Raw genomic sequence first — 14,158 nt, 5'->3', positions numbered from 1 at the left:
ATTCTCCATGATCAGACGACGTGACGAAGTCACGGCTCACGCCTTCAGATAGCCACCTTGAAGGTATTACCAAAGACCTTCTTGGATGGATTCATCCTCATGCGCAGCTCGTCTAGCTCTCTGTGGGCCTTGCTTTTGACCTTCGGCGCCTGGAGCGGAGAGGGGAACCCCTGCAGTACTTTCTCTGTCAAGCACTGCTTTCAGCCTTCGGAGCATTGCAAGCCATTCAGCACCTTCCTCCTCCACGCTCCAGTCATCCCGCAAGTCATTGCTTGTGGTGAGCAGGCGAGAAATCGCTTCGAGCGCCAGGGGTACCAGCTCTTTCGGAATCTGCGGAATCTCCGCATTCGGCCCCCACGTCGCAGATTGAAATTCATCGCCGCCCTCAACCCCTCGGACTGTCAACGCAGCGGCAGCGATTGCCAGCTCTGCTCTACCGCCATCGATATGCGGGCTGCCGTCGCCCGCCACCGAGGCAAGGGCAGCTCGGATCGCCCGAATTCGCCTAGACGGCGGAGTGGCATCCAAATCGCCAGCAAAGTCCGCGGCGCCATCGTTATCGAATGGCCCGTATCCCCATTTCCCCATATCGCCCTACTCGAACGGGAGCTCAGGCTGAGTCGCCTGGCGCTTGTTGTAGAGGTTTCGACCAAACCCCTCAATGCCGCTACTGAGCTTAAAGCCCATTTTTTCGAACTGAACCTTCATGATGTGCTCTCGGATCCTCAGAGCCGTGTCATCTCCGCACACATGAATGCAAATGACAGGCCCATCCTTGTCTCGCCTGCCCAAGTCTGCATGCTTGTTCAGTCGAACGTTAAAGTTGTTGGTCTTGCCGATATACACGTGGCCAGGCTTCGACTTATCGTCGAATATATAGACGCCTTGATTCTTGTTGCAATTGTGAACCAAGACCGGCGTGGATCCCGCCAGCACATAGTACGTGTGGAAGTCGGCGACCGTGAGGTCGTAGGTCTCGTTGACGGTCTGGTAGGTACGCGTCTGGACGATGGCCGCGGACTTGGCGTCGTCCGTGCGTAGAGTTGTGCCTGGCTTGAGGTCTCCTGCGTTCTTCCACGCGTGGTCCGACTCGGACCAGAACTGGTGGTGGTCGGTTGTGGTGATGGTCTTGACGCCGTCCTCGGTCTGGACGCTGACGTCAACGTACTTCTTGTCATCCTTTGTGTAGATAGTGGCCGTTACGTTCTTGGGCTTTGTTTCGCCTGTTTCGGGGTCCGTGGCGAGGACTTCGTCTCCCTGTACCACTTCCTCAATGGGCTTGCTGGTGCCGTTTGCCAGTTGGACCTCTGTGCCGGCTACGAAGCTGTTGCAGCCTTTGAGCGCACTGCGCAGGGCCTTGATTCCCCTTGCGATCTTGCCGCCGAATGGCGAGGGGCTGAGAAGTTCGCCGGCTATCGACTCCGGAGCATTCTCATCATCCTCGATTCCGAACTGCCCGAGGGACCAATTGTATTGATCCCTGCCGGATATGCCGAGGGCGGTTGTTAGGGGGCCGTGCGGGAGCATGGCGTCCGCGCTCGCCATGCCACGACCAACACCCGTTGCGAAATTAATAACGCTGGGTTTGTGATCGCGCCTGTTTCTTTCTTCGTCCTGCTTGGCTCGAACCTGGTTCTTGCGAATCTGCAGTTCGCGCCATGTGGATTTGTGGGTGTAGCGGGTGAGGGTCTGGTAGTAGCGGCGTTGACGGCGTTCGTTGACGTAGGTGATCTGGCTCGAGTTCTTCGCCGTAATCACGGTGTTGCCGTTGCAGTTGTAGAGGGTGCCGCATTCCTCGCTGCGCAGGCCTGAGGGGTCCGACCCGGTGATGGGGTTGCCGCCGGAGTAGGTGTAGCCGTTCATCTGGAGCGGGTCGGTGATGTCGATGATCGGATCGACGGAGATGAAACGGCCGGTCGAGGGCTCGTATTCGCGGGCGCCGATGTGGGTGAGGGCGGTGGTGTTGTCGTCCACACCCGTGCCGAGGAACGTGCGGTCGTCCGGCCAGTTGGAGGGTTGGGCTCCGCGCGGGTTGCCGTACGGGTCGAACTTGCGGCGGGTGTCCTGCTGGCCCGGGGCCTGCTCGACGCTGGTGGTGGCCGTGTTGTGGTGGTCGGTCAAGAGGACCGAGAGGCTGTGGCCGGTCGTCTTGCCGTTGGTGCGGCGGACGGTGGTCGGGCTGCCGGCGCTGCTGTAGTAGCGGACGGCGTCGATGGCCTGGCCCGCGGTGTTCACGGTGATCTCGGTTTCGCCGAGGTAGAGGGTGCGGGCGCTGCCGGTCTCCTCTATCACCCGGTTGCCGGATGCGTCGTAGAGGTAGTTGGTGGTGTTGCTGAAGCTCCACTGCTGGGCAGGGGTCGGGGCAGGGCTGGCGCAGGTGTAGATGTCGAGGTCGTTGCCCTCGGCGGCGTTGTCGTTGGGGACGGTGACGCAGCCGTTGATACCGGTGTAGAGGGCCTTGTTGGACGCGTTGTAGGTGAACTTCTGCTCGGGCCTGCCGTCGCAGGTTCTCAGGCGCGCTTCTCCTCCTTCGGCGGTGAGGCACTTGCCGAGTGCCTGGACGGTGCCACCGGTGATGCGCCACTGCTGGGGCTTGGTCTCCGTGCAGGACAAGAGCTGGACCGGAGTGCCCTCTGCCGTGTTGCCGTTCTCGACGTCGAGGCACTTGCCGGCGAGCCCGGTGACCGCCGCGGCACCGATGCCGGGGCTGGTGGCGGAGGTGAGCTTGTTGCGGCGATCCCAATCCAGGGTCTGGGTGTCGCCGTCGATGCGCCGGGTCTTGGTGTTGCCGGCTGCGTCGTAGGTGTACGTGGACAGTGAGTTGACGGTGGAGGCGGGGGTCCTGGTGGTCTTGTTGACCTGGGCCAGGGCATGGGGCTGCTTGGTGACGGCCGGCTGGGCCCCGCCGGCGAGCGGCACGCCGTAGGTGTAGGTGGTCTCGTCGTCGAGCGAGGAGTTCGTCAGGTCGTGGTCGATGCGCTTGGTGCGGTTGCCGATCGCGTCGAACTGGTAGTCCTGCCAGTAGGCGTCGCCTGGCGTCCCTGATCCCACCTCGGTGAGAGCCGGTCCGGCGGTGCTGGTCGGGCAGCCTGCGCTCTTGCCCGTCCAGGCTCTGGTCAGCTGTCCTAGAGCGTCGTAGGTGAAGCACTGGCGATCGGTACGCAGGTCGGTCTCGAGCACCGGTTGGGAGCTGACTGCCGGGTAGGTTTCGGTGATGGAAGTCGGGTTGCCGACCGTGTCGTAGGTGTAGGCGAGAGCGGAGACGAGGTGGGTGGCCGTTTTCGGGTCGTACGTCTCGCGGTGGCTGCTGGCGTTGGTGATGCGGCCGGTGTGGGGGTTGTACGTCTTGGTGTTCCACACACGGTGGGGTGCGTTGCCGCTGGCGGTGCGCAGCACTTCGCCGAAGGGGCTGTAGATGGTGTCGGCGGTGTACCAGGTCAGGCCGGACATGGTCTGCACCATGCCGTCGGCGTTGTAGCGGGTGATCAGCTTCTCGGCGGCGAGGCCGCCGACGGTTGCGGGGAGCGTGGTCGACTGGACCTTGCCGGTGGGGGTGTAGGTGGTGCTGTAGGCGTAGCTGCCGGCCAGGCCCTTGGTGCTGGGCAGGTCGGGGATGGTGATCCTGGTGCCGGTGGGCCGGTATTCGCTGTCGTAGCCGGTGACCTCCGTGGTGTATGAGCCGGTGCCCCAGTTGCGGGTGGAGGAGACGGGCTGGCCCTTGGCTCCGGGCAGGGTGTCGTAGGTCCACGTGGCGACGATCGGTCCGGTTTCGGAGTCGTCGTGCAGCGCGGTCTTGCGGCCCAGGACGTCGTACTTGGTGTACTGGGCGAGGCCGCGGGAATCGGTGCTCGAGACCTGCTGGTCGAGGTTGTTGTAGGTGAAGGTCGACTTGCCCATGTCGGGGTCGTCGGATGAGGTCATTCGGCCGCGGGAGTCGTAGGTGTAGGTCCAGGTGTTGCCGGCTTGGTCGGTGACCTTGGCGAGCTTTCCGCGTGCGTCGTAGCTGTAGCTGGTCTTGTTCGACGTGATGTTGGGATTGGTGGCGGGGTTGAGGTCGGTGGTGGTGTAGTGCTCCACCTCTGTAGTGCGAGTCAGGGCGTCAGTGGTGGTCTTGACTGCGCGGCTGCCGGGCAGCGGGTTGTTTCCGGTGGGGGAGATGGCGCTGCGGGTGAGGGTCCAGTCGCCGCCGTACTGCGTGATGTCGGACTGCCGGGGGGTGCCCTTCTCCAGAGTGGTGGTGCGTACGGGGCGGCCGAGGCCGTCGTATGCCGTCTGGGTGGCGTTGGGGACCTCGGTCACCGATGCCGGGACGAAGATGGCTGTGCTCAGGTCGCCTTCGGCGAGGTAGCCGTTGTTGGTCTGGCTGACGGTGCCGTTCGCGGAGTGCAGGGTGTCGGTGATGACGCGTACGCCGCCGAGTCCCTCTGCCTGGGTCTGGCGGGGTCGCAGCAGACCGTCGTAGATCGCGATGGAGGTGCTGTAGGTGCCGTTGTCCTTCAGGGCACGGGTGGTGACGGCCGGGGTCTTGAGTTCGGCGATCTGGTATTCGAAGGTGTAGGCCGGCTTGTCGGTGGGCTTCTGCGAGGGCGTCCAGACCTTGGTGCTGCGGCCGAGTTCGTCGTACGCCGTGGTGACCTTGCGGCCGTTGGCATCGGTGGCCTCCAGGACGCTGCCGCGGGCAGGGTCCACCTTGGTGGTCACCGTGTGGCCGAGTGCGTTGGTCGTGGTGACGGTGAATGCCGGCCCGGTGGCGGGGGCGAAGGTGGTGGTCGACGGGTTGCCTGCCGCGTCGTAGGACTTGACCGCCCGGCCCAGAGTGTCGTACTCGGTGCGGCCGGAGGGCGTCCAGCCCGTGCCCGCGGCGTCGAGGCTTTCGACCTGGTAGGGGAGGCCCTTGGTGGGCGCCGTGCCGAAGGCGTCCACCGCGTCGAAGGACGTGCGGGCCGCGCTGAGGAGGATACCGGCCGCGGTGCCGGCATCGGTGCAGTCACCGGTTGTCTTGCGGACTTCCGCCGGCAGGCCGATCAGGTTGCTCGCGGTGTTGTGGACGTAGGTGGGCTTCGTACAGGACTGCTCGACGGTGGCCCAGCCGGTGCCCTTGTTCTCCATGACATCGGTCTGCGTGGACTTGAGCAGGCCGTGGGTGCTTTCGTAGGTGTTGTGGGTTCGCACCATGCGGGACTTGCCGCCGCTGACCGACTGGATCTCGTCGGTGCGCGCGACGCCCTTGCGATATGCCTTCAGCTCGGTGCCGTCGGCTCTGGTGCGCTTGCCCGTCTCCGTACTCGACGGCCAGACCAGGTGGCGGTTGTCGACGGTGCCGGCAGCTCTTGCGTAGGTGATGGTCTCGGCGGTCTGACCCTGGTATTGGCGCAGGTCCTCGCCGAGCTCCTCGGTTCCGGTGGAGTCCTTGACGGTGATCTTCGCCGTGGGGGTGGACATCCCGCGGAAGTAGCGGGTGCGGGTCTGGGACTGCTCGGTCGCGGTGGGCGTGCCCACGTTCGCTGTTTCGCCGGTCGTGGTGAGGACGCTGGCGTAGCCGTGCCACTGGCTGTAGGTACGCAGTTCCGGCTTGGTGAACTCGTCCTCGTCCTTGGCCCAGGCCGGTGCGCCTTCGTAGGTGTAGACGGTGGCCACATCGGGTTGCTGTGCCACGCGGTCCTTCTCGACCACGCTGTCGACGACGTACTTGTTGAAGTACTCGATCGGCGTCTTCTCCGGCGCCAGATCCGGATCAGCGGACCAGCGGACAGGGAAGCAGCGCGTGGTGTTCTTCGCGGGATCGGGAACGCTGGAGCCCGTCGGGCACGGGGCTGAGTAGTTGACGTGGATCTCTCCGCCGGTCTCGGTGAGGATCGATTCCACTCGCAACCGGTCGAAGTCCGGTGTTGCGTCTTCCTTCCCGTCCTTGGGCAGGCGGGCGACACGGTTGGGCATGTCGGTTGCGTTGGGCTTGAAGGAGACCGCGGGCAGCTGGACGCCGACGGTGCTGTCCACGGGGCCGTAGCCGGTACGGGTGATGGACTCCAGCCACAGGGGTGGGCTGGTGTCGGTGCGGTGCTTGGGCAGTGACTGCTTCAGGGCCCACTGGTCGACCTTGGTGAGGACTGTGGAGCCCCCGGTGCGCTGCCCGTAGGTTGTGACCGCGTCCAGGCGCATACGCGACCAGAAGGTCGGCGAGGAGACGTAGCAGTCTCCGGCGTCCATCTTGCAGTGCAGGGAGCTGGGGGTGTCCCACCATCCGGTGGCGTTCTTGGTACCGAACTTGGCGTCGTCGCAGTTGGTGTCCTTGTCCGGGAAGCACCGCTGCTCCGCCTTGAACTCGACGCGGCCCGCGGGGGCTCCGGCGAGGTTGTCGGCGCGCAGGCCGTAGAGGATGCGGACCGGGTAGCCGCCGCGGATGTATCCGACCTTGGCGCGGTCCTTCTCCTTGAACTGCTCGTTCTTGGCGTAGCGGTTCTCTTCCTTCGCCCAGTCGATGACCATGGCGTTGCCGTGGACGTCCTCGACGTAGTCGAGGTTCCATCGCCAGGCCTGGGTGCAGGAGGAGTTCGCGTAGGCGGTCTGGTAGCAGGGCTCGCCGGGATGGTTGCCGAAGACCGGAACGGTGAAGACGGAGTCGGTGACGGTCTGCGGCGACGTGCCGTCTCCGTGGGTACCCACGTTGTGGCGCCCGTAGTGGTAGCGCATGCCGTCGCGGGTGGTGACGACCCAGTACTCGCCGTCCCGGGCCCCGTTCTCTGCGCCTGTCTTGAGCTCGACCCTGGAGCCGTCGTCGGATGCGGGGATCCACTTCCCGCTGCCGGCGTCACGAACGAGCTCGGTCGTGGCGCCACCGAAGGAGAGGACTACGCTGTCACCGGCCCAGCACAGGTCGCCCTTCTTCTTGTCGGTGGCGTTGTCGTTGTTGGGCTTGCTGGGCGTGGGCTTCAGGTCGTCGGAGCAGGTCCGGTAGCGGCGTTCGACGAAGCCCGGGTTGTAGTCCCATCCGTCACCGACCCAGGACGCCTGCCCGTTGGTCACAGATGTCTTGCCGTCGACCGCCTGGGAGGAATACGAGAACGCGATGGAGGGGGTGGGACCGGCCGGGGCCGGCGGCACCGTCAGCGGGTGCGTCCAGGAGAACCCGCCCCCACTACCGCCGGCGGTCCAGGAGCCCGAGGGCGAGAGGGACGTGGCCTTGTATGTGCCGCCCGCGCCCGCCGCGCCGTCTGAGGCGGCCAGCACCACCGGACCACCGCCACCGGTCATCGTCTGCACGCCCTGAGCGAGGGTCACCGTCGGGTCGACGGTCGCGATGACCTTCTTGTCAGCAGGAAGGTTCGAGCTGGGAACGTCCTTGGAGACAGAACACTCGGGAAGATGTGGGGTGTCGAGGAAGCAGGCGGGGAACTGTCTCAGCTTCAGACGCGACGCCCACTCCGTGCCGTACAGGTCTTCGAACTTCGAGTAGTCCAGTGCGACGTCGACCGGATTCACAGCGTCGGCCGGCGGTGTGATCTTGATGAGGGCACCGTCGATGCTGGCTGCCTCGGTCGCCGTACGGTCCGCAATAACGGCCGACCACGTTCCTGAGGGTGCAGTGCCGGTCCCCGCAGTCTTGCCGATGCTGACGGGAAGCGCACCGACCTGCAGGAACTCGGCACCGGCTGGAGGGGGCAGAGTGACGCTGTCAGAGGCGCCGGCCGGCGGCATCACCGCGGACGGCCGATACCGGTCAAGCACCTCCGGCGCGTCTCCGCCCCACCCGTCGAGTTGGGCGGCGGCGACCTGGTCGGGTTCTGCCTTCAGGTCCTTCTGGAGCCCGGGCAAGGTGACGCCGGTGCGGTCGCCCGGTGGCGCCGCCCAGGCCTGGACGGGCAGGAGAGATGCGACCAGCACCACGGAAAGTGTGATGCCGGTGCGCCCGGCGAGGCGCGCGCGTCTCGCGCGTGCCTTTCTGGTTCCGGGCAGGCGGAAATTCGCCGAGAGCGGCGACATGTGACCCCCCACGCTCTGCCTCCGCGGCGATAGCACGCGTCGGCAGGAAACTGACAATGAGCCAGCTGATTCTGCGGCCGATGAGCCGGAAAACCTACGGTTCCGATAATCGGTGTGGGCTTTATCACTTCCTCGAGTACATCCTGGGGCAATCCGCGCGAACCGGCAGTAAGTGGCTGGTCAGAGGGTTGGCGCGAGAGGTGAAGATGTCGGCGGGAGGGTTCATGCTCGGCTTGCACTTCGTGACTGCGAAAGGCAGGCAAAGAATGCGCCTTTCACATCTTTCTGGCCGGTGGCCGAGTCATCTGTGAGTACCTAGGGCTACCGAAATGTGTGCCCCAGGGGGGAGAAGTACACCCGTGTCTGTCAGAGAATCCGTGGACGAGAGCCCGCCAATTACCCCCTCGAAAAAGGGAGTTGCCAGCTCCACGACCCGCTGGTACCAGCGCCGCAAGACCCTGGGAGGCCTCGCCGCTGTCCTGGCGGTAGCAGTTGCGGTGCCGGCCGGAGTGTGGGTGGCAGGGGGCGAGAAGCCGCAGACCCGGCAATCCGAGGAAGCACCCATCGCCGAGCCCGAAGCACGGCGCCTTGCCATCGAGTCGGGCAAGGAGGTCGAGGTCACCGCGGCGCGCGGCGCGAACACCACCACATGGGCGCAACCTGACGGAACGTACCGCAAGCACATCTTCAGCTCCGCCGTACGCGCCCACGTGAACGGACGGTGGAAGCCGGTCGACACAACCCTCGAACCAGCGGAAGGTGGGTATGCGGCCAAGGCCGTGAACGGCCGCGTCGTGTTCAGCGGCGGAACACAACAGCCGGCCGCCGAGGGCAGCCGAGAGCGGTCTTCGCGCTCCGTCACCCGGACGGCCCTGCCGCAGGACACACCCGCTGAGGCGTGGACCGAGCTGGTCCGCCTGAACACCGACGGCCACGACATCGTCGTCAGCTGGCCCGGCCCCCTGCCCCAACCGGTCATCGACGGCCCGCGCGCGCTGTACGAGAACGTCCGGCCCGGGATCGACCTGGTGATGACCGCCCAGGACGGCGGCTACTCTCACCTGCTCGTCGTCAAAGACCGGCAGGCTGCAGCCGACCCGCTGCTCGGCCAGCTCACATACCGACTCGCCTCACCTGCCCTGACTTTCCGCCTGGACCCGGAATCGGGTGCCGTCAGCGCCCGCAACGCCCAGGACACGGAAGTAGCCGGCTCTCCGACGCCGATGATGTGGGACTCCAGCGGCAAGGTTGCCACCACCGACGACGAACCGGCGTGGAAGCCCACCGACATCGCCCGCCAGCACCCCACCCTCGCCCTGTCCGGCCTGGCCGGCGCGGAAGGCGCACGCCTGAAGCCCGCCAAGGCCGCCCTGACGGACAGCACACTCTCCATCACGCCGGACCACGCCCTGCTGAACGCCTCGGAGACGGTGTACCCGGTGTTCATCGACCCCTCGTTCAAGGGACACAAGCACTCCTGGTCACTGCTCTACAAGACCGAAGGCAACTCCAGCTTCTACAACGGGCAGAACTACAACGCGAGCGGCACCAACGAAGCCCGCGTCGGCTATGAGTCCACCACCGGAGGCACGTCCCGGTCCATCTTCAACTTCTACTTCGGCAGCGAGCTCCACGGCTCGAGCATCCTCTCCGCAAGTGTGCGGGCCCTGCAGACGTACTCGTGGTCGTGTGACAGGAAGGCGATGGACATCTACTCGACCCCGTTCGTTACCTCCTCCAGTACCTGGAACAACACCAACAACGCGACCTACTGGGGCAGAAGGGTCGCCACCGAGTACGCCGGCTACGGATACAACAGCTCCTGCCCGGACAACTGGATCGCGACCGACATCAAAGGCCTCGTGACCGACGCGGCAAACAGCGGCTGGGGCGCCCTGTCCCTCGGATTCGCCGCGCCGAACGAGTCGGACCCCTACTACTGGAAGAAGCTCCTCGCCAACGGCGAAACCGCCCCGTACATCGAGATCCTCTACAACAACCGGCCCGACACCCCGACCGCCGCGAACATGCAGACCTTCCCCGGCGGCCCCTGTTTGACCACCAGCCCGGGCACAGGCATCGGCAAGACGAACGTGGCCTTCCAGGTAAAGGCCACCGATCGCGACGGCCCTGAAACCCTCGACAAGGTCCAGATCGAAATCTGGGACGCCGCCACCGGAGCCCAGGTCTACAACGACTGGCACGCGCCCAACAGCGACGGCGTCATCACCAAAGAGCTTTCCTCCGAAACCTTCACGAGCGGGAAGACGTACCACTGGCTCTCCCGCGTCCTCGACCAGGGCGGTGCGGGATCAGGCGCAGGACCGAACGAGTCCGGAGGCGGGGGCTGGTGCACCTTCACCGTGAACCACACGGTTCCCCCAAGCCCTGCCGTCTCCTCCGCCGACTTCCCCGCACCCGGCGAGAACGCCAGCGAATGGAGTCTCAAGCCGGCCGGCACGCCCGGTCAGGTCATCACCCTCAGCGGCAACGGCGCCAAGGCCGAGGACATCCGCGAGTACCAGTGGAGCCTCAACAAGCCCCTCTTCGACAACAAGGCCACCCCGTCCGCCGGCGACCAGGCCTCAATCACCCTGCGGGTCAATACCGCGGGACCCAACATCCTCTACGCCCGCACCGTCAGCAAGTACGGCAACATCTCCGACCAGCAGACCTACCTGTTCCTCGTCCAGCCCAGGCCCGGACTGGACAAGGCCGGTGATGCCACCGGCGACGGCTACCCCGACCTCTTCGCCATCGACAAGGAAGGAAACCTCCGCACCTACGCCGGCGACGCGAACGGCGACACCGACGCCTACCTCCCCGCCACACTCATGGACGGCAAGTCCGTCCCCGGATACTGGAAGCCCAACGCCGGCAAAACCGCCCTCATCGGCCACTCCACCGACTGGTTCCCCGGCGACGGCCTGACCGACCTCATCGCCCGCATGCCCGACGGCAAGCTGTACCTGTACCCGGGGATCGGCACCGGACAGTTCGACATCGGCCACCGCATGGAAATCCTCCTGCCCACAGGCGCACCCGACCCGGCGACCTTCCGCCAGATCGTCGTCACTGAAGACATCGACGGCGATGGCTTCGCCGACATGTTCGCGCTCAACCCCGAAGGCCTCTGGGCCTTCTCCGGATACACCGGCTCCAGCTTCACCAAACACAGGAAGATGGCTGGCACCGTCTGGGATCCCCGAGACCTCATCGGCGTCCGCGACGTCTCCGGAGACAAGATCCCCGACCTGCTCTTCCGCGACAACGCCAACACCAGCCGCGGCCTCGTCCTGCGCAAGGGCAAGGCAGGCACCAACGGCGGAGTCGACCTCACCTCCCTATCCTCCGCAGCCAACGCAGAAGGCGGACAGGACTACACCTACGCCACCACCGGGTGGGGCCGCGCCACCATCCCCATGATCCTCGGCACACCCGACGCCACCGGCGACGGCATCCCCGACATCTGGGCTGTGGACACCCTCGGCAACCAATGGCTCTACCAAGGCGGAACCACCACCCTCGGCGCCGCAGCCGGCAGAGACGAAGACGGCTGGAACACCTTCCTCACCATCGGATAACACGCCACACACCGACGGCGCCCGGCCAGGTCACATGTCCCGCCGGGCGCCGCTACATCCAGCCACACACCGCGCAAGCGCTCGAAGTGCTACTGGATGGCAACCGGCACTTCGTGACAGGAGCACCGCAGCACCGAACCCACGACGCGGCCCAGCGCGCCGAGCTCGTTTCGCGCCAGAAGCCGTTCGCGGTGCTGCTGGGGTGCTCCGGCAGCCGGAGTGGTCCCGGGCTGCGTCGGCTTCTGCAGCGTCCAGAACTCACCCGAGCAGCCCGACGACAGCGGCGGGAAACGGTGCCCCTTGACGTCAGTGCTCCAGTGGTGCTCACCGCCGCAGTCACACTCGTAGATCCCACTGGCCGGCACGATCTCCCCCGGGTGCCACGACACCTTCTCCTCGCTTATGACCTCTCTCTACGGGCCGCCTCACGCCCACGCTACCGGCAGCGGGCAGCGCGCCTACAGCGATCACTCGTCCGGCCGGTCACTCGGCCACCGGCGAACCACAGGGCACGGCGTCGCCGGAAGGAACATGCGCATTGACGAACAGCACACCGGTGAACCCGGCCTCGTGGTCCTGGACGTCACCGCCGCCAACGAAGACCCGTCCGCGTGGTGATGGAAGCGCTGTTGAACCAGTGGGAGACGTCCGGCATCTCGCCCGGCAGGAACTTCCCCGCAGAGTTCCACCTCCGTCCTTGCGGGGCCCTGCAGACCAGCACCCTGCAGGCGACCCACCGCAACACCATCGACACCGCCGGCGTCCCTGATCAGGTGCCGCCTTTCACGGTCGCGCTGACGGGCCCCGCTGGGCTTCCCGGCCATGAGGTCGACGACGCCGGTGGGCCGGGCGGCCGGCTCGGCCTTCCCGGTAGGTCCCACTGGTACAGGAAGCCGTCGGCGTTGCGCGTCACCAGACGGCTGCCATCGCCGTCGAACAGCAGCGGTGTGGCGCTGGCCGGTGGTCTTCTGCTCGGGCACGGCCTGGCCCTCGTGGTCCCGGCGGATCGGATCGCCCGCCCAGGTTTGCTCCCAGGCCGATCTCATGCCGCTGGTCGCAGCCCCTGCGATCGGGCGGCGTTCCTGAGGAAGGGCGTCCCAGCCGGTGCGCTCCACCGCCTGCCACCGCTCGCCCGTGAACGCCGCCCTGCACACGGTGCAGTGGGGGCGACGGGCGTAGCGCAGGAAATGCTTCCGCTGCGCCCGGTCGGGAAGCGGCTCCGGGCGCTCCTGCCGGCCGGCCTCGTGGGCGTAGGCGACGGCCCCGCGCTTGCAGGTGTCGCACAGGTGCTGGTGGGAGTCCTTCGTGGCTCCCCAGTCTGTCAGCTGTACCGCCTGCCAGCGGGCGTCGCCCGGCTTCGGCGGGCCGGGAGTACGGGGCGGCACGCCGGTAACGGCGCCGGGCGGGGTCGGGCCACGGTCCGCCGCTGGTGACGTCCTCGCGGTACGCGCCGGACCTGGCAGCTTCGGGGGTGCGCCGGCCGCGGCGGCGGCCTCGCGCAGCAGCAGTGCGGCCTCGGCTGCGGCCTTCGCCTGCGGGCGATGCTGCTGTGCCTCGTGCCACAGGCGGGAGGCCTCCACCGCCTCCACCAGCGCCACGAGGAGGGTCAGGACCACCATCGCGCCGCCGCCCCGAGCGGTGCGCGGGGCCCGCTCCAACGCGCGCCCGCCATCCCGCGCGCGCCCTGCCCTGCAACGACCGCTCGCCCGGCGCCGGGCCGGCTTGCTCGAAGGCGTCCGCCGCCGCCGCGATCCGGTTGCGAACGGCTGCCGGGGCGTGCGCGGCCGCGGCCACCAGGAGGTCGCCGAGCGCGGCCACATCGCCCGCACCCACGGCACGGCCGGAGCGGGACAACGCAGCCGCCGCCTCGCGTACCAGGCGGCTCCGCCGCCGTCCAGTCCGCCGGACCGACAGCGGGTTCCTAGGGCCTGTCCGGCGGATCATTGCCCGCGGCACGTGAGCCCGGGTAGTGATCCACCCGACGCGACTGGGAACGGGGCGTCAGGCCATGGAGAACTTGGCGACGTAGTCGTCGAAGGGCTCGATGCCGACTTCCGCACGGAGTTCGTCCATGCGCTCGGGTTCTTCACAGGGCCACGGAACCGGCGCCCCGTCCTTCACGCCGACGATCTGAGTGCCGTAGACCTGCTTGCGGCCCTCATTGACCAGCGTGCGGTCGCGCAGGAAGGCCAGCTCACGCGGGCTGGTCGACCCGGCCGACACCGCCTGCTGCATCAGCTGGAGGGCACGACGCTGAACGTCGAGCTGTCGGTCGGCGTGCTGAGCGATCAGCCATGCCGCGCGTGCGGCCTCCTCGCCGACCAGCTCTGCCGTTGGCCAGCCGTACTTGTCCATGATCTCGCTGAGCCGGTCACCGTGCCGGGCGGTCAGCCGCCGCCACGCCAGCTGCTCGTCGGGGTCATCGCTGTTCGCGCGGGCTGCGGACTGGTGATCTGCCGTAGCCATGTCCGTGAGTTCCACCGCCAGCGCGGCAACGTCGTGCGCCACTCTCAACTCCCAGGTCAGATCGGTGCTTTGTATCCGCCCGCAAGCCTAGAGGTGCAAATCGGGTGTAAAGATCATTCCGGAGAACG

At 66.5% G+C, this 14,158-nt stretch carries 5 protein-coding genes; 2 read left to right on the top strand and 3 right to left on the bottom strand.

Annotated elements, in window-relative coordinates; all coding sequences use genetic code 11:
• Positions 1–66: 66 nt before the first annotated feature.
• On the bottom strand, positions 67–588 hold the full coding sequence (locus tag ACZ462_RS15875) for a DUF4259 domain-containing protein (protein WP_467807722.1): 522 nt from the start codon (positions 586–588) through the stop codon (positions 67–69).
• Positions 589–594: 6 nt separating this feature from the next.
• Positions 595–7,980 carry a ricin-type beta-trefoil lectin domain protein gene (locus ACZ462_RS15870; RefSeq protein WP_467807721.1) on the bottom strand — a complete coding sequence of 2,462 codons (7,386 nt, stop codon included), beginning with the start codon at positions 7,978–7,980 and terminating at the stop codon, positions 595–597.
• A 515-nt stretch (positions 7,981–8,495) separates the two neighbouring features.
• Between ACZ462_RS15870 and ACZ462_RS15865 the strand changes: the two genes are divergently transcribed.
• On the top strand, positions 8,496–11,564 hold the full coding sequence (locus tag ACZ462_RS15865) for an FG-GAP-like repeat-containing protein (RefSeq protein ID WP_467807720.1): 3,069 nt from the start codon (positions 8,496–8,498) through the stop codon (positions 11,562–11,564).
• Positions 11,565–12,181: 617 nt separating this feature from the next.
• On the top strand, positions 12,182–12,997 hold the full coding sequence (locus ACZ462_RS15860) for a DUF6004 family protein (protein WP_467807738.1): 816 nt from the start codon (positions 12,182–12,184) through the stop codon (positions 12,995–12,997).
• Between the two features lie 568 nt (positions 12,998–13,565).
• Here the strand turns inward: ACZ462_RS15860 and ACZ462_RS15855 are convergent.
• Positions 13,566–14,072: a DUF6624 domain-containing protein gene (locus ACZ462_RS15855; RefSeq protein ID WP_467807719.1), complete on the bottom strand. Its 507-nt coding sequence runs from the start codon at positions 14,070–14,072 to the stop codon at positions 13,566–13,568.
• Between the last annotated feature and the right edge of the window lie 86 nt (positions 14,073–14,158).

This window comes from Streptomyces sp. NPDC031121 (assembly GCF_055570615.1).
The sequence above is the reverse complement of the archived record's forward strand: the minus strand, read 5'-3'. Positions and strand labels throughout refer to the sequence as shown.